Origin of the sequence: Mesorhizobium sp. M2E.F.Ca.ET.209.01.1.1 (assembly GCF_004010375.2) — a bacterium.
Classification (GTDB): domain Bacteria; phylum Pseudomonadota; class Alphaproteobacteria; order Rhizobiales; family Rhizobiaceae; genus Mesorhizobium.
The window spans coordinates 456,594-472,806 of sequence record NZ_SADP02000001.1; the positions used below are offsets into that span (position 1 = coordinate 456,594).

The window sequence follows — 16,213 nt, forward strand, 5'->3', positions numbered from 1 at the left end:
TCAGATTTCGAGCAGCGCGTAGGGCCGGCCCGTCGGCTTCGTGATGTGCATGGCGACGTTGTAGACTTTGGCGCCGCCGGGGGTCTGGCCTTCGAAGCTGCCACGATGGGCGTGGCCGTGCACGACCGCGCTCACCTTGAACCGGTCGATCGTTTCGGCAAGCCGCGACGATCCGAGGAACGGAAAGATTTCCGGCGGCTCGCCGGCGACCGTCTCCGCGATCGGCGCATAGTGAAGCACCACCAGCGTGCGCTTGGCGCGGACCTGCCGCATGGCGTTCTCGAGCCGCATCGCCTCGTTGACGCTCTCGGCCACCATGGCCTTGATCGCCGGCTCGCCGAAAGAGCCAAGCATCCTCGAGCCGAAGCCGCCGACAAAACCCTTGACGCCGACAAAGCCGACTTCCATCAGCTCCGTCGCTTGCCCATCGAGGAGATAGACGCCTGCCTGACGGAGCGTCGCCGCGACCTGGTCGACGCAGCCGGATTCGTAATCGTGGTTGCCGAGCACCGCTACCACGGGAATGGAGCAGGCGCGCAAATCCTCCGCGAGGAGCTCGGCCTCCCTCGGCTTACCGAGATTGGTGAGATCGCCGGTGAGCACCAGGACGTCTGCTTCTCGAGAAACCTCGCCGAACAGGTCACGGTAGGACGTCTGCGCATCTTCCTGAACATGCAGATCGCCCATCGCGGCGATCTTGACCTTGCCGTTGCCGCTCGCTTTGCGGCCTGTTCTGCTTTGTTCAGCCATCGCGGAATTCTCCAACGCCGCCGACGCCGGCGAAGCCCCATTCCTTGACGTCGACCTCGTAGTCGACCTGCGACAAAAGCCTGCCGCGGCAGATCTTCATCCGCGGCGAAGGCAATCGCCGCTGCCTGGCGAGGCGGTCGAGCAGATCGTCAAGCAACCAGTCGGGGATGTGGTCGCGTTCGCTGGGATAGATCCATCTGAAGTTCAGCAACTGCATCAAGAGCACCTCCCAGTGGGTGTCGAGATAGGACAGCAATCTTTGCCAGTCGATCTGCTCATGCGCCTTGAGGATGGTATGGGCGATGTCGGCGCCGTCATGCCGGCCCCTGTCCTGGATGAAGCATTTCGACCAGATAAGTTCGGTCGGGCCGATGATCCTGACCCGGCTCCCCAGCAGCTCGACCTGGCGGGCATGCTCCAGCCACTGGTCCTCGACGTGCATGGTCCCGTTGGCGGAAGCAAAGATCACGTCGAAGAAATGTGCGCCCTCGAAGACCTTGCCCAGCCAGCGGTCGTCCTTGATCTCGACGGCGTAGCCGATATCCTTGAAATGGGTAAGGATGCGTGGGCAATCGCCGGGCTTGCAGAAGATATCCAGGTCCTTGGTCTGGCGAACGACGCCGGTATAGGCGCTGACGGCATAGGTTCCGGCAACCAGAAACGGAATGTCGGTGGCGGCTAGCTCGCGGATCGCATGCGTGTAGAACGCTTCCGCCTCCGCGCTCTTCAGCGTCGGCTCCGCCTTTGCATCGATCACCGGCAGCGTCGCCAGCACTCCCGGCAACTCTTCATTGGCCATCAACCGTTTGCTCCGGCTTTTGATCTTCATTCCCATGTTTCGATAAACAGCGGTAATCCGGCGTTGTTCCGCGCCCTACGTCAGGCTTTTTGTGACGAGCTTTCGCCAGGACAGACGCGCTAGTCGTCTTCCTTCTGGTACAGGCGTTCGACCGCCCGGTCGCTCTCGCGCCGCTCCGCCGGTCCGCGGCGACGGCGGGTGAGGAGAACGTAGACGATCACGAGCAAGAGAATGAGCGGACCGCCCGCGACGACGATGAACCACAAGACGGTGCCTGACATTGATCTTCCTTCCCGGATCGAAGGCTGTGCTCCCGCAAGCAGAGGCGCTGGTGGCGCTAACCGGTGAAAGGGTCAAATGTTCCGCAGTCGGAACGGCGTTACGGGGTTGTAGCGGCTTGGGTCGGATCGGCAGGCCATATCGACCAAGCTCGGAACCCTGACGCCGTGTTCTGCCGCGCTGGAACATAGTGGCGGTGCAAGGGTTGGAGATCAAAGCAAGATCCCGCGGTCAAAACCCGATCATTGAGAATGTCGAGTCGACCATTGGCTGAGAACGTGTTCGTGTTCGGCACTTTGAAAAGAGGCTTTCCGCTCCACGATGAAGGCCTGTCCGGTGCGCGATTTATCGGTCCCTATCGGACCAAAAAGCGATATCCGATGCTGATAGCAGGACCACGCATCGCTCCAATGATGTTCAATGAGCCCGGAAGCGGTCTTCATGTCAGCGGCGAGCTCTATGCCCTGGATGAACGCGCTCTGGCGAAGCTCGATAGTATTGAGTCTGTTGGCAAGCCGGGGAACTTTCGCATTCTGGTTGAGGTCGAACCTCTCGCGGGCGGGCCAGGCACGCTGGCACATGCCTACATGAAGTCACGCAGCCTTGCTGATCCGATCCACTCCGGATTGCTCGATCGCTATGAGGATCGGCGCTTCACCCTGTAGGATCCTGCCGGCCGCATAGCAAAGCCCGGCCTGCGATTTCGTCCGAGACACAGGAGTCCAGGCCGGGCCTAGCCTAAGTGAGGGGACAAAGGCCAGCCTATGTTGCACAAGGATGGCGCCGCTGCCTTAACATAGGTTGTTGATGGCAGCGGCAATTGCGCGCTCCTGTTTTGGGCGAAACGGTCAGCGGCAAAGCGATCACGCGCTCCGAACGCATCAAGACAGCGATCACGGCTGATCTGTTTGCCCGCTGGCCGGGTGGTGCAACGCTTGCTTGACGGCTTCAATCAACGCCGGCGGGCAGGGCTCGCCTTCGTAGAGATCTTCGTAAAGCGACCGGACTATGTCCTCTATCGGCACGGACGGATCGGACCGCAAGAGCTCGCGCGCAACAGCCTTGATATCGGAAAAGTCATAGCCATTGGGAGCGGTGACCATTTTGTTCTTCTTGTTGCTTGGCTGAGCGCCTCACGAGCTATCCCAGGCACCAGTCAAGCGGGTCCGCCGGGTGATGCTCAAGATATCTGCGCCCCGGGGCAGGTCCCCGACAATAACGCAGGTTAAAGCGACTCTTTCCAGGCTCGGATAAATTTCGGCCCTGGCTTACGAGATGGTAGCAATCAAAGAGAGCCGGAGGGTCCGCCTCACTCTACCCCCAGACGAGGCGGGCCCTTTCTTCCGGATCGGGTCCTGGCCGCTCCGAAGCTCATAAAAATTTTCGTCTCTTTTTCATGGGTTAATGCGTGGCCGCGAGCCAGGGCGCAATTATCAACTGAAAGAACGACAAGAGCGCGGCTTAGGGAGGTTGCGGCGTGATCAAATATCATCCTGTTCGTCTGAACGAACTCATCGACCACTATATGGAAACGCGGTCCCCTCACCGATCTCCGGTGTCCGTGGCCGCGGCGACCAGAGCGATCCTGACGGTGATGCCGGACTGCGCGGTTGAGAGCCCTCAATTGAGCAACATGATCGCGCGATCGGCGGTCAAGCACGGCCATGCCGTGAGCTTCGATTTGATGACCGCCTAGTCTGGTATCAACCACTATCGATCGGCAGCGACTTGCGCGTCATCTCCAGAAGGCGGCGCGCCAGTTCCGTTGCGTCGCAAGGTTTTTCGAACCTGCGAATCTCAGCAAAGCGTGGGGGAATGGTGGCGGCGTCGTAGCCGGTCGCGAACACAAATGGAATCCGCCTGTCCAGGAGCGCGTCCGCCACGGCAAAGTCGATGGCGCCAGCCAGATCGAGGTCAAGTATGGCGGCATCGACGCAATCCAGGTCAAGGGAATTCAAGGCCTGATCGCTGGTCGCGAAGGGACCGATGACCGTCAGACCAAGCCCCGAGACGGCTTTTGTGATATCCTCAGCCAGAAAATACTCGTCTTCCATGACCAGAACACGAGCGCCGGCGACTTTCTCGTCCATGGCAAGCCTCCCGAAGGCAGCCATTTGAAACGTCTTACGCAGCCTTACATTAACATAGGTAAGGTCGCTGCCGCATCATTATGTGTATCACGGGATCAAGAGGACTGGGATGAGGCGACCTCTGATCCGCAAGCTTGAGAAATTCACGCGGCTTTCGCAGGCCGACAAGGAGATGCTGGTCAGAATTGCGGCGCAACGTGTCCGGCGCTTCGCCGCGCGAGAAGACATCATCCACGAAGGCGAGAAGCCTGAATTCATCAATCTTATCAACGAGGGCTGGGCCTGCCGCTATAAGACCCTCGAAGACGGACGCCGGCAGATCATTGCTTTCTTCCTCCCCGGTGATCTGTGCGATCTCAACGTCTTCATCCTTAAGGAAATGGACCATTCGATCGGCGCGATCACGCCGGTCTCGGTCTCAGAGATTTCGCGCGCCGCCTTCGACGAGATGATGATCGGGCACCCGCGCATCACTCAGGCGCTGTGGTGGGAGACGCTGGTCGCGGCGGCGATCCAGCGCGAGTGGACGGTCAACCTCGGCCAGCGCGATGCGCTCGAGCGGATGGCGCATCTGTTGTGTGAGCTGTTCATCCGGCTCGAGGCCGCCGGCTGCACAAGCGACAGCAGTTGCGAATTTCCGTTGACGCAGACGGAACTGGGCGAGACGCTGGGCATGTCAACGGTTCACGTCAATCGTACGCTGCAGGAACTGCGCGCTTCGAACCTCATCGTGCTGAAGGACAGGACGCTGACCATTCCCAATCTCCAGGCATTGCAGGACGTCGCGCTGTTCAATCCCAATTATCTGCATCTCGATCGCGAGGGCAGGCATCTCGATGCCAACGAGGAGTGATGTCCAAGGACCCGCCCAACAAGCCGCTTGAACCCGGTCCGGCAGATGTCAAAGCAGCACTGCACGGGCGCGCGCGTGCCGAGGACCGCCGGAGCGAAAGCGGAGAGATCCTGCGCGGTTTCGCGGACGCCACTTCCGACGTGCTCTGGGTCCGCAATGCAGACACGCTGCAGTGGGAATACCTGGCGCCCGCCTTCGACGCCATTTACGGGATGAGCCGCCAAAAGGCCTTGGCCGGCGACAACTTCGCCACCTGGATCGACCTTATGGTGCCCGAGGATCGCGAGCATGTGCTGGGCCAGATCGAGCGCATACGCGACGGCGAACGTGCAACCTTCGAATATCGAATATGCCGGCCAGCCGACAACGAGATACGCTGGCTGCGCGATTCCGGCTTTCCGATGCGCGACGAGGCGGGAAAGGTCGCTCATATCGGGAGCGTCGGCCAGGACATCACGCGCCAGAAGGAAGCTGAGGAACAGCAGCAGGCTCGCTTCGCCGGATTGCAGCACCATATGCGCAACACGCTGGCCGTGATCCGCTCGATCGTGCGGCGTACGATGGAGAAAAGCGAATCCCTTGACGAAGCCGCGGCTCACCTGGAAGGTCGCATCAACGCTTTCGCCCGCGTGCAGGTGGCGATCACACGCCATCCGTCGATCGAGATCAACCTGGTATCGATAGCCGCCGACGAATTGCTCGCTGCCGGGGGCCGCGAGGGCGACAACCTGACGATCGAGGGCCCGCCGTTGGCGCTCGCCCCCAAGGCCGCCGAGACGATGGGCCTGGCCATCCACGAATTGGCAACGAACGCGTTGAAATACGGCGCGCTTGCAAGCTCGAGCCGGAGTGGCCGCATCGACATCGGATGGCGTTTGGAGGAAGATCTGCTTCGCTTCGTATGGGCTGAGAGCGGTGTTGACGATCTAACACAGACCGAACGGCGCGGCTTCGGATTCGAGGTGCTCGAGCGGACCTTACCTTATGAGCTCGGAGCGACGGTGGAGTTGCGGTTCGCTCCGAGCGGTCTCAATTTCACGGCTGCCATCCCGCTTCGCGCCCTTATCCCTCGGCAGCGGTAAGCGATCGGGAATGGGCAATTGCGGCGCACTTAAACGTCGCAGTGAGTGTCAGTTGCTCCGCAAATAGCCCGCCTCGTCCTCGTCTCTTTGGCGGCCCCCAAGCACTCCGGCGACTGCAGCGATGAACGCGCCGATCACCAGCGACAGCGCGCCAACCAGTGCAGCGGTAGCGCTCGCCTTGCGGGCTTTGTCGGCGGCGGCCTTGGCTTTGTTCTTGGCATCCTCGACCTGCGCCAGAACCTGGTCGACCCGCTTCTGCGCCTCAGCCTGAGGGAGGCCAGTGCGGGATGCGACGAGTTGGGCTAGATACGCCTTGTCTTCCGGGCTCATTTCGCCGTTCGCAGCGCTGATTGTTAGTATGCGCGCTGCCTGCGCTGCGGTGTCCGCGTTGTTCTGAGGCGTTGCCGCCGCTGTAGGCGCGGCCGTGTTGCCGGCCGGCCGGAAGAGCGCGTCCACGAAATAGCCGGTGAGATCATTGGCGGACGGCGTTCGCGCTGACGACGCTTGCGAAGCCGCACCGGCGGCCGCGCCGCTCAGCAAACCAGTCGTCGCCTGGGCGCCCGTCCCGGCAATTCCGGAGACCGCCGAGCCGAGGACCGTGGCCACGAGCAGCGTGGCCAGCGCCCAGGCCAGGAATCCATGCGCGGTGTCGCGGAAATACACCTCGTCGGTGTGCACGTTGACCCACTTCGTGCGAAGCCGCCCGGCGACGTAGCCGCCCAACGCAGATGACAGCCATTGCACGATAACCAGCCAGACCGCGGTCGACACCGCAAATGTCGTCAGGGTAGAGCTACCCCATGACGACATCATCGCCAAACCGAGTCCGGAACCGACAAGCATAAGGACGACGGTCAAAGTGGCCGCCGCGAAAGCGCCGGCCACGATTGGTCCCCAGTTGACCGCGGAGGATGATGTCTCAATCGTCGCGGGTTCGTCCATTGTGGCGTCGGTCATCGTCGGCTCCTAACGTGCGAAAAGCATCAAAAGGATGATGATCGGAATCGGAACGCCAAGCAGCCAGAGCAGAATACCTCGTCCCATTTCGTCCTCCTGCAAGTAATGTTCTAATGCTTGTACCTAATTCCCGGATCTCGCTTTCGTTCCGCCTGAACTACGTCTTTCAATCAGCTGTTAAACTCAGGGCCTGACGCGAACGCCATCACGGCTCGCAAATCTTGGACCGACGGAAGGCTCGCCCGCAAAAGGGGGTGAACGGGCGAGCCTTTCGATAGGACGCCTGACGCCCAAGACGGCGCATTCGGGACGCGGAACGCGCCGGCGCCGATCAAACTAAGAAAGTAGCGAGATGTTCCGAACAAAAGCAGTCCGCTGGTCGGGGGCGCCGCCTCTCCGCTATCGCCAGCATTCGAGAATTGCCTCCACCGGCGCGACCTCGACATGGTGGGAGTACCGCTTGGTGAAGAGCTTCAGGATGTTCTCATAGGCCTCATCGGACGCGCTGCAGATGGCGTCCTCCGCGAGGATGGTTCGATAGCCCAGATCGATGGAGCCGAGCAGGGTCGCCAAAACGCACATATCGGCCTCACCGCCGCTGACGATGACTTCCTCGACGCCTTCGGACTGAAGCACACCAGCCAGTTCGCCGCTCAGCCACGGTGAATAGATCGGCTTGTCGAACACGCGCGCCGGCGGGATATGGACGGCAAGCTCGGGCAGAAGGTCGACCGCCTCCTTGCCGGCCCTTGCGATCGTCATGTCCGCCCAATGCTCATAATATTGTTTCCATTGGCCGTGGCCCTCGCCCGGATTTCGCGCGGGGATGAACCTGGTGAAGATCGTGGCTTCCGGTCGCTTGCGCACCAGCCTCTGAACTTGTGGCAGGATCACGGGCAGCCAATCGACCGCCCATGGCCACGGCGGCGTGAACATCTGCTGCATGTCCACGCAAATATGGACGGCTTTCGCCGAAATCGGTGAGAGCGCGGTCAAAGCATATGACCCTCAAATCGCGGCGATATCGCGAGAAGCAGTTCGCGTGTCGAAACCCGGCGTCAGGCTGGACCCCTTGATGCGACAAGCCAAGGCACGCATCGCGCGTGCCACCGGATACATCTTGATGCGTTCGAACTCCCTCGCTTGCGCCTCGGCCATCGCCGCACACCGTTCGCGTTCGGCGATTTCAGGACAAAGATTCTCGGCAGTGTATTCCATGTTGGATTTCTCCATCGCGTTGTCTGCCGCTAAACTCCGATTAAAGTTCCCCGTTCCATTAAAGTGGCCGCTTGCCACGTTTTTCGATAAGCGCTCGCGCTGACCGGCCTCGATTTGCCAAGCCACAATAACAAATGATGTTTTCGGCCGCTCCGCAGAAGAAGATTCTTTGAATGAGTCGCCTCGCCGCGAGGTCTGTTGCGATCGTTGGCTTCATCGATAAGGGCGAGACCAGGGAGGAAGGATAGCCGACGCCCCGCTCTCCAAGCTCGCCGGAGGCAGAGTCAACCTTGCGACTGACGCTCCCTGACTCGCCATCCAAGCACCTTTGGCACCAAGTGGACCCAATCGACATCCGCCAGCCACGGCCGGACGATTTTTTTCAGGCCAAGGAAACGAGGTCCTTGGGGAACAAAGGGCCGGAATGGTGGTTCGGTGCCACCAAGACAAAGGAGCCTTGCCCCATGAGCATGCGGATATCCCTTATCCCATCGGCGACTGCCTTATTGATGCTCGCCCTTCCGGCCTTCGCGGCCGATGACGCCCAGACCTTCGTCAACAAGGCTGCAATCGGCGGGATGTTCGAAGTGGATTCGAGCAAGATTGCGCAGGACAATGCGAAGGATCAGCAGATCACGGATTTCGCCAAGCGGATGATCGCCGATCACGGCGCCGCGAACGCCAAATTGCAGAAGATCGCCGGCGAGCAGAAGCTGCAGGTGCCGACGCAATCCGATGCCGAGCATAAGAGCGATCTGGAACGGCTGCAGAGCACGACAGCCTCGCTGGACCAGCCTTACATCGAGATGCAGCGCAAGGCGCATGCGGACGCGGTTGGCCTGTTCGAGGCTTATGCCAAGGATGGAGACAATCCGGCCCTCAAATCCTTCGCGACGGAGACGCTGCCGACACTGAAGATGCATCAGGACATGATCGAGAAGATCGCCGCCGCCAGGGCGAGCATGCCGGCGGTCAAATCGGCATCGACGCCCAAGCCACCCGCTCCGGTCCCCGGCGCAAACAGCTTCACGGAAGCGCAGGCGAAGACGCGCATTCAGGATGCCGGCTATGCGGACGTCTCCGCGCTCGCCAAGGACGAACAGGGCATCTGGCGCGGCCAAGCGACGAAGGATGGCAAGGGCACCTCCGTAGCCCTCGACTACCAGGGCAACGTCTTTGCCGGCCAACAATAGACAGGAGAACCGACATGCAAACGATCACCGCCCTGTTCGACGACTATGACGAAGCCGCTGACGCCGTAGGCGCGCTGGAGTCCATCGGCGTTCCGTCGTCCGACATCAGCATCATGGCCAACAATGCTCGCGGCTGGTACCGAAACACGCAATCCCCCGCAGCCGAGGATGCCGCCAGCGGCGCCGGCATCGGCGCGGTCGTGGGCGGCGCCGGCGGCCTGGCGACGGGCCTTGGCGCTATGGCGATACCGGGCGTCGGGCCGGTGGTCGCGGCCGGCTGGCTGGCGGCAACAGCCGCGGGGGCCGTCGCCGGAGCGGTTGTCGGCGGCGCGGCCGGCGGCATTATCGGCGGCCTGACCAACGCCGGCGTGCCGGAGCAAGACGCGCATGTCTATGCCGAAGGCGTCCGCCGCGGCGGCACGCTGGTGACGGCTCGCGTCGAGGACGACCTCGCCTCGGAAGCCGGTGAAGTTCTCCGCAGCTCCGCGTCGGTCAACATCGCCGACCGCCGCAGCGAATACCAAGCGGACGGGTGGGCAGAATTCGATCCGGCTGCCCGCGATTATTCGGCTGACGATGTCGAGCGCGAGGCCGCGCGACGGCGGCAAGCATGAGCGTCGTCGGCGCCAGCGGTGCAACGGCAAAGTCCGTCGGGAGTTCGGCATGAAACGGGTGCTTTTGCCGCTGCTACTGTTGCTGGTGGTCATGGCGCTTTGCTACTGGGCCTTTATTGAAGTCGACAGCGGCTCATCTTCCGCGCCATGGAAACGCACGCCCGAACAAAACCAGGGCGGGAATGCGCCGCAGGATACCTCGCCAGCAGCCGGCATCACGAAGAACCCTCAGGATGCCAGCAAGATGCCGGGCGTTCAGTAACTGGCGATGTCCTGACTTCCCGGATCACTACTCGCGCGGGACGAATTTGTTGAAGCGGCTGGTGCTGCCCTCCGCGGTCATGTCCTGGTGGACGAACGCCAGGTTGTTGTCGTCCAGCACCTTGAAGAAATCTTCCCATTCGATCGGCCTAAGATCCTCATCGCCCTCGCCGAAATCGACCCGCAGCGTCGCGGCCTTTCCCGGCGCCGCGACGACGGCAGGCCTGCCCTCGCGCGCCTCGATCCACGCTCGGATCACTTCGTGATTTGAGGTCGTCATAGCCTCGCTCATTGCGGCCTCCTGTTTGACGGTTCTCCTCTCTCGAAAGGAACCCGAAGATATCCCGCTTGTTCCCCGGGGGCTCCAGCGCGCGGAATATCCCCCGACGAAGAAAGGCCCGCTGCCTGCATGCGGCAACGGGCCTTGGGCCTTGATGGGACCCTGGATCGCTGGAGGGAGGGCGATCATCTCCCGAACCGGCAGGCACTCCAAATGTTCCGGTAAAATTCCTGCGCTGGTAACGGGTCGGATGAACACCTCAGAGTTTGACGGCACCTTCCCTCGCCCACAGCCGCAGCTTGCGGCAAGCCTCGACGAACGAGCGCGCGGAACCGCCGCCTGTGAGTTCGATGAGCCCCTCGTCCGCGTCGACCGCCACGCCGGCGCTTGCCAGCAGAGGTCCGGCGCCCGCGACGAAGCCGATGAACTTCAGGTGCGCAAAGGCGTCGGACACGAAGTCCTTTGCCGCAGCATCCCTGGACAGCATCTCGGCGCCTTCCTCGGAAACGAGCAGCACCACCGCATCGAAAAGAACCGACGGTCCGCCGTCGATCATGTGGTTGGCTTCGATCCAGCTGCCATCGCCGGCTTCGACACCGCCCACCCGGCGCGCCACGATTTCCACCTTGGCGCCTTCCGCTTGCGCCGCATCCCGTACCGCTTGCAGAAGGCCGGAATCGATGCCGTCGCTGACGAGCACGCCGATCTTGCGGCCCTTGAAGCTGTCCGGCCCGTTGTTGATGATGCTGAGCGCGGGCGACGGCTCGAGGTCATCGCGTGTCGGTACGGCGGCGTCGGCAGGGGCCGGCATGGTCTTGATGCCGAGCTTGTCGGCGACCGTGGTCGCCAGCGTCTCGTCGATGTTAAGCAGATGGGAGATCATCCGCTCGCGGATGACCGGCGTCTCGACCTTGCTCAGTTCGAACGTCAAAGCCATCGCGATGTGACGCTGCTCGGGCTCGGTCTGGCTGATGAAGAATTGGCGGGCTTGGCTGTAGTGATCGGCGAAGCTCTCCGCTCGCAGCCGGACCTTCTGCCCCTCCTCCGCATCGGCAAAGGAGCGGAAGCCTTGGCTAGGTGACTCACGCGGCCCCTCGCCCCAGGAATTCGGCTGATAGTTGGCGCGGCCCGCGGGATTGCGCATCGCCATGTGGCCGTCCTGCTGGAAATGATGGAACGGGCATTTCGGCGCGTTGATGGGAAGGTGGGTGAAGTTGGGGCTGCCGAGGCGTTTGAGCTGCGTGTCGAGATAGGAGAAGTTGCGTCCCTGCAGCAGGGGATCGTTGGAAAAGTCGATGCCTGGCGGCACGTTCTGCGTCATGAAGGCAACCTGCTCGGTCTCGGCGAAGAAGTTCTCAGGCATGCGATCGAGGACAAGCCGCCCGACCGGGATCGGCTCGATGATCTCCTCGGGAATGATCTTGGTCGGATCGAGGATGTCGAAGTCGAAACTATCGGCGAAATCCTGGTCGAAGAGCTGCACGCAGAGCTCCCATTCCGGAAAATCGCCCGACTGGATGGCGTTCCAGAGGTCGCGGCGGTGAAAATCGGGATCGGTGCCGTTGATCTTCACAGCCTCGTTCCAGACCACCGACTGCATGCCCAGCTTCGGCTTCCAGATGAATTTGACGAAGGTCGATTCATCCTTGGCGTTGACGAGACGGAACGTGTGTACGCCGAAGCCCTGCATGAACCGGAACGACCGGGGAATGGCGCGGTCGGACATGATCCACATGATCATGTGCATCGATTCCGGCGTGAGCGAGATAAAATCCCAGAAATTGTCATGCGCGGATTGGGCCTGCGGAAAAGCCCGGTCCGGCTCCTCCTTCACAGCATGGACCATATCCGGAAACCTGATCGCATCCTGGATGAAGAAGACCGGGATGTTGTTGCCGACGAGGTCCCAATTCCCCTCCTTGGTATAGAGCTTCACGGCGAAGCCGCGCACATCCCGCGCCAGATCGAAAGAGCCTTTGCTGCCGGCGACGGTCGAGAAACGAACGAAGGCGGGTGTCTTTTCGCCGGGCCGCTGGAAGATATCGGCCTTGGTGTACTTGCCGAGCGACTCGTACGTCTCGAAGAAGCCATGGGCGCCGTAGCCGCGCGCGTGGACCACGCGCTCGGGGATGCGCTCATGATCGAAATGGAAGATTTTTTCGCGGAAATGAAAATCCTCGATCAGCGTGGGACCGCGTTCGCCGACCTTCAACGTGTTGTGGTCATCGGCGATCGGCGTGCCAAGCGCCGTCGTCTGCACCTCGGCATCGCCTTCGGCAACCTGATGCAGCTCGCCGCCACTGCCGCGGACAAGTTCCTGGTCATGAATCTCAGCCACGGCTGTAGCGCCGGCCGGGGAAGCTTTCTTCGGCATTGTCGTTGTCCCTTGTGCTCGCTGAAATGATGTTGCCGAACGAGCAATCGGGGCGAATGTTCCAGCCGGTACAGCGGGGCATGTCCCGGCTTGACCTATCTTGGAACGGCGTCCGATCCTTCCTCTGCTCCGCTTGCCTCGGAACGGTCCGGCGTTACTCGCGAGGATGCACGAGCGAGCATGTCTCTCGGTGCCGGGATGCGAGATTTTCGGCGCCACCAGCGCGGCAGGAACTCAGCCATCAGGCTTTGAATAAGGCTCTTCATCCGATTGCCCATGGAAGGTTTCACAGGCGAACAGATGCCAGCCCCAATTGTTCCGGGTCGGCGCGATGTCGTCGGTGAAAATCAATTCGGATGGGACTTGCGCGCTCGCAACGCGATGGCGGCGTCGAGCTTTCGCGCCAGTTCGAGCATTCGAGAAGGCGCGTCCTCGACTGTCAGCGCCTCCAACGCCGCGGTCGTCTCGCGTTCCGGCGTTGTCGCCTCGGACAATTCCTGTTCCGATGTCAGTGCTTCACGAAGCTTCCGTGCCACGGCCGGACCCTAACATGGGTTAACGCCTCCCCACTAACCCACTGATGGAGAAAAAGTTCCTGCTGCGCCCGTCCGCTGGAACGGCGAACTTCCTTCAACGCTGCTTTCGCTTATTGCCTGCCGAACTCGAGCAGAAATCTCTCCAATCCCTCCCGAACCTGTGCGGGCGCTTCGCGAGTTGGGAAATGACCGACACCCGGCAGCAGCACACGCTCATAACCGCCGGTAAAATACCGCTCCTTGCCCTTGGACGAATCCGGCAGAACGACGCGATCTTCGTCGCCATGAAGGACCAATGTCGGCACCGAGATGATCTCCGCCTCAATTTGTTTGCGCGCGAGTTCAGCATAGCGCGGGTCGGGATCCGCCTTCCCCCAGCGCACGCGATAGGAATGCACCGTCACATCCGGCCAGTCCGGATTTGCGAATGACTTGGCCACACGCTCAAACAGATCGTCGTCGAACCAGCCTGGCGGGCTCCAGCTGTCCCACTGGAAGCGCGCGAAAGAGTGACCGTGCTGTCGCACGAACTCCTCGCCGCGCGCGGTCGCCATGAACCACTGATACCAGAAGGCTTTCGTCTGCTCCAAAGGCGGCGTCGGAGGCGGGCCGGGTTGCCATCCGAGCGAAAGCGCCGCGCAGCATGTTATGCGCTGCGGAAAAACCGAGGCGAGCAGGTAGGCGATGCGCGCGCCCCAGTCATGGCCGACAACCGCGAACCGCTCGAGGCCGATGGCGTCGGCAAAGTCGAGCGCGTCCTGCGCCATAGCCGCGATCTCGCCCGAGCGTATGGTTTCGTCGGAGTGGAACGAGGTCTTCCCGAATCCGCGCAGCCACGGCGCGAAGGTGCGGAAGCCCGCGGCCTGAAGAGATGGTGCCACATCCGCAAAAGTGGTCGCATCGTCCGGCCATCCATGAAGGAGCAGCACAGGCGGGCCGTCCTCGGATCCGCCGCTCAGAAAGGCGACGCGCAGAAGCGAAGTATCGCAGAAGACAGGTTCTTCCATGGACGCCTCCTCACGGGCACCACATTGCAGTGGCCGCCCAACCCGGCGCAATCTGGTTTGTTCCTTTTCGCCATAGGAGCCCGCTTCGATCCGGCGAGGGAACCAACCGCAGCCTCGCTGGTTCGGAACCCAACAGCGGAGCCTCGCCATGCCTAATGCAGCCGAAATCCTCGTCGAGACCCTGATTGCCTGGAACGTCGAAGTCGTGTTCGGATTGCCCGGCGACGGCATCAACGGCGTCATGGAGGCGCTGCGCAAGAACCAGGACAAAATTTCTTTCGTTCAAGTGCGGCACGAGGAGTCGGCCGCGTTCATGGCTTGCGCCTACGCGAAATGGACAGGCAGGCTCGGCGTATGCCTCGCGACGTCCGGGCCCGGCGGTACTCACCTTCTCACCGGTCTCTACGACGCAAGGCTCGACCAAGCGCCGGTGCTGGCGATCACCGGCATGCAGTTCCATGACCTGATCGAGACTTTCACGCAGCAGGATGTCGATCTCACCCGCGTCTTCAACGACGTCAGCGTCTACAACGCCCAGGTCTCGGACGCGGCGCATATGGAGAACGTGGCGAGCCTCGCCTGCCGCACGGCGCTCGCCCGCAAGGGCGTCGCGCATCTTTCGATCGCCAGCGATATCCAGGAACAGCCCGCCGACGCGGCCAAGCGATCCAAGCGCAACCGCCCGGCGCACACGCCGCAGGACATGTTCGCCCCCCACTGCGTCGCGCAGGATGCGGAGTTGGACAAGGCCGCGGCCATCCTCAACGACGCCGGGCGCGTGGCGATCCTTGCGGGACGCGGAGCGATCGGGGCGGCGGCTGAACTCGAGGAAACTGCGCGGCTGTTGCAGGCGCCGATCGCCAAGGCGCTGCTTGGCAAAGCCGTGCTGCCGGACGATCATCCCTACACTACGGGCGGCATCGGCATTCTGGGCACCTTGCCTTCGCAAGAGGCGATGGAGACGTGCGACGCCGTCCTCATCGTCGGCTCGACCTTCCCTTACATCGAATATTATCCGCAGCCGGGCAAAGCGCGTGGCGTGCAGATCGATTGTGACGCGCAGCGCATCGGCCTGCGCTTCCCCGTCGAGGCCGGTCTGGTTGGCGACGCGGCCGAGACCTTGCGCGCCCTCAACCAGCGGCTGCAGCAGAAGGGCGACGGTGCATTCCTGGCAACTGCACAGAGTTCTACGCAGAAATGGCGCGAGATGATGCGCCAGTCCGAAGATGGCTTGGCCCATCCGCTCAAGCCGCAACGCGTCGCGCGCGCCTTCGGCGAGCGCCTTGCCGAGAATACGGTGCTGGCGACCGATTCCGGCCAGAACACGGAACTTGCCGCGCGCCATGTCGATCTCCGCGCGGGACAGGCCTTCGGCGTTTCCGGCGCGCTCGCCTCCATGTCCTGCGGTTTGAGCTATGCGATCGCGGCCGGCATTGCCTTTCCCGGTCGTCCGGTCGCGGCGATCGTCGGCGATGGCGGGCTTGCCATGCAGCTCGGCGAGTTTTCCACGGCGGTGCGCTACGGCATCCCGCTGAAAGTCCTGGTCATCAAGAACAACATGCTGAACCAGATCGCCTGGGAGCAGATGATGTTCCTCGGCAATCCCCAGTTCGGCTGCGAGTTGCAGCCGATCGATTTCGCCAAGGCCGCCGAGGCGATGGGCGGAAAAGGCTTCAGCATCGAGCGGGCGGAGGAGGTCGAACGCGTGCTCGACCAGGCTTTCGCCACCAGCGGGCCAGTGATCATCGAGGCGCTCGTCGACGCCTATGAGCCGATGATGCCGCCGAAAATGCCGCCCGATTACGCCAAGAACTTCCGCAAGGCGCTGCCGCAGACTCCGGGTCGCGATCTTATCGAGGAAAACGTCGCCCGCCAGCCGACCAAGACGATGATGGAGGCCGGCGAATAGAACGGAGGACA

At 62.0% G+C, this 16,213-nt stretch carries 20 protein-coding genes; 8 read left to right on the forward strand and 12 right to left on the reverse strand.

Annotation, left to right across the window (positions count from 1 at the left end; all coding sequences use genetic code 11):
* From EN852_RS02370 to EN852_RS40710, 3 genes are all read right to left on the reverse strand, one after another.
* Entirely contained in the window at positions 1-750 is a 750-nt protein-coding gene (locus EN852_RS02370) for a metallophosphoesterase (RefSeq protein ID WP_127874750.1), read from the reverse strand.
* Positions 743-1,549, reverse strand: a complete 807-nt coding sequence (locus tag EN852_RS02375; protein ID WP_127874942.1) for a nucleotidyltransferase — start codon at positions 1,547-1,549, stop codon at positions 743-745. Before EN852_RS02375 ends, EN852_RS02370 begins: the two co-directional genes overlap by 8 nt.
* A 119-nt stretch (positions 1,550-1,668) precedes the next feature.
* The gene (locus EN852_RS40710; protein ID WP_189545663.1) at positions 1,669-1,830 is read right to left on the reverse strand and encodes a hypothetical protein; all 162 of its coding nucleotides are present in this window, start codon (positions 1,828-1,830) and stop codon (positions 1,669-1,671) included.
* A gap of 264 nt (positions 1,831-2,094) precedes the next feature.
* Here EN852_RS40710 and EN852_RS02380 point away from each other — a divergent pair, with 264 nt between their 5' ends.
* Entirely contained in the window at positions 2,095-2,493 is a 399-nt protein-coding gene (locus EN852_RS02380) for a gamma-glutamylcyclotransferase family protein (protein ID WP_246694147.1), read from the forward strand.
* A gap of 228 nt (positions 2,494-2,721) precedes the next feature.
* Here EN852_RS02380 and EN852_RS02385 read toward each other — a convergent pair whose 3' ends face one another.
* Positions 2,722-2,931 carry a hypothetical protein gene (locus EN852_RS02385; RefSeq protein ID WP_127874752.1) on the reverse strand — a complete coding sequence of 70 codons (210 nt, stop codon included), beginning with the start codon at positions 2,929-2,931 and terminating at the stop codon, positions 2,722-2,724.
* A 374-nt stretch (positions 2,932-3,305) separates the two neighbouring features.
* Between EN852_RS02385 and EN852_RS02390 the strand changes: the two genes are divergently transcribed.
* Entirely contained in the window at positions 3,306-3,524 is a 219-nt protein-coding gene (locus EN852_RS02390; RefSeq protein WP_127874753.1) for a hypothetical protein, read from the forward strand.
* A gap of 7 nt (positions 3,525-3,531) precedes the next feature.
* Here EN852_RS02390 and EN852_RS02395 read toward each other — a convergent pair whose 3' ends face one another.
* Positions 3,532-3,918: a response regulator gene (locus tag EN852_RS02395; protein WP_246694148.1), complete on the reverse strand. Its 387-nt coding sequence runs from the start codon at positions 3,916-3,918 to the stop codon at positions 3,532-3,534.
* A 109-nt stretch (positions 3,919-4,027) separates the two neighbouring features.
* On the opposite strand from EN852_RS02395, the gene EN852_RS02400 reads away from it, so the two are divergent.
* The gene (locus tag EN852_RS02400; protein ID WP_127874754.1) at positions 4,028-4,771 is read left to right on the forward strand and encodes a Crp/Fnr family transcriptional regulator; all 744 of its coding nucleotides are present in this window, start codon (positions 4,028-4,030) and stop codon (positions 4,769-4,771) included.
* Entirely contained in the window at positions 4,771-5,853 is a 1,083-nt protein-coding gene (locus EN852_RS02405) for an HWE histidine kinase domain-containing protein (RefSeq protein ID WP_127874755.1), read from the forward strand. The genes EN852_RS02400 and EN852_RS02405 overlap by 1 nt, the downstream gene beginning before the upstream one ends.
* A gap of 48 nt (positions 5,854-5,901) precedes the next feature.
* Here EN852_RS02405 and EN852_RS02410 read toward each other — a convergent pair whose 3' ends face one another.
* From EN852_RS02410 to EN852_RS02420, 3 genes are all read right to left on the reverse strand, one after another.
* Positions 5,902-6,810, reverse strand: a complete 909-nt coding sequence (locus EN852_RS02410; RefSeq protein WP_246694149.1) for a hypothetical protein — start codon at positions 6,808-6,810, stop codon at positions 5,902-5,904.
* A 399-nt stretch (positions 6,811-7,209) separates the two neighbouring features.
* Positions 7,210-7,806, reverse strand: a complete 597-nt coding sequence (locus EN852_RS02415) for an isochorismatase family cysteine hydrolase (protein WP_281407770.1) — start codon at positions 7,804-7,806, stop codon at positions 7,210-7,212.
* A 12-nt stretch (positions 7,807-7,818) separates the two neighbouring features.
* Positions 7,819-8,028 carry a hypothetical protein gene (locus tag EN852_RS02420; RefSeq protein WP_127874756.1) on the reverse strand — a complete coding sequence of 70 codons (210 nt, stop codon included), beginning with the start codon at positions 8,026-8,028 and terminating at the stop codon, positions 7,819-7,821.
* A 509-nt stretch (positions 8,029-8,537) separates the two neighbouring features.
* On the opposite strand from EN852_RS02420, the gene EN852_RS02425 reads away from it, so the two are divergent.
* The 3 genes from EN852_RS02425 to EN852_RS02435 are packed head-to-tail and all read left to right on the forward strand — an operon-like array spanning position 8,538 to position 10,097.
* Complete coding sequence (locus EN852_RS02425) at positions 8,538-9,221, forward strand: DUF4142 domain-containing protein (protein ID WP_246694150.1); 684 nt, start codon at positions 8,538-8,540, stop codon at positions 9,219-9,221.
* Positions 9,222-9,235: 14 nt separating this feature from the next.
* Positions 9,236-9,835: a hypothetical protein gene (locus EN852_RS02430; protein WP_127874758.1), complete on the forward strand. Its 600-nt coding sequence runs from the start codon at positions 9,236-9,238 to the stop codon at positions 9,833-9,835.
* A 49-nt stretch (positions 9,836-9,884) separates the two neighbouring features.
* Complete coding sequence (locus EN852_RS02435; RefSeq protein WP_127874759.1) at positions 9,885-10,097, forward strand: hypothetical protein; 213 nt, start codon at positions 9,885-9,887, stop codon at positions 10,095-10,097.
* Positions 10,098-10,124: 27 nt separating this feature from the next.
* Here EN852_RS02435 and EN852_RS02440 read toward each other — a convergent pair whose 3' ends face one another.
* The 4 genes from EN852_RS02440 to EN852_RS02455 all read right to left on the reverse strand — a co-directional run bounded on the left by EN852_RS02440 (position 10,125) and on the right by EN852_RS02455 (position 14,293).
* Positions 10,125-10,388, reverse strand: a complete 264-nt coding sequence (locus EN852_RS02440; RefSeq protein ID WP_127874760.1) for a hypothetical protein — start codon at positions 10,386-10,388, stop codon at positions 10,125-10,127.
* 247 nt (positions 10,389-10,635) lie between these two features.
* Positions 10,636-12,750, reverse strand: coding sequence for a catalase (locus EN852_RS02445; protein WP_127874761.1), 2,115 nt, complete (start codon positions 12,748-12,750; stop codon positions 10,636-10,638).
* Positions 12,751-13,097: 347 nt separating this feature from the next.
* Complete coding sequence (locus tag EN852_RS02450) at positions 13,098-13,286, reverse strand: hypothetical protein (RefSeq protein ID WP_127874762.1); 189 nt, start codon at positions 13,284-13,286, stop codon at positions 13,098-13,100.
* Between the two features lie 110 nt (positions 13,287-13,396).
* Positions 13,397-14,293: an alpha/beta hydrolase gene (locus EN852_RS02455; RefSeq protein ID WP_127874763.1), complete on the reverse strand. Its 897-nt coding sequence runs from the start codon at positions 14,291-14,293 to the stop codon at positions 13,397-13,399.
* 148 nt (positions 14,294-14,441) lie between these two features.
* Between EN852_RS02455 and EN852_RS02460 the strand changes: the two genes are divergently transcribed.
* On the forward strand, positions 14,442-16,202 hold the full coding sequence (locus EN852_RS02460; RefSeq protein ID WP_127874764.1) for a thiamine pyrophosphate-dependent enzyme: 1,761 nt from the start codon (positions 14,442-14,444) through the stop codon (positions 16,200-16,202).
* Positions 16,203-16,213: the final 11 nt, after the last annotated feature.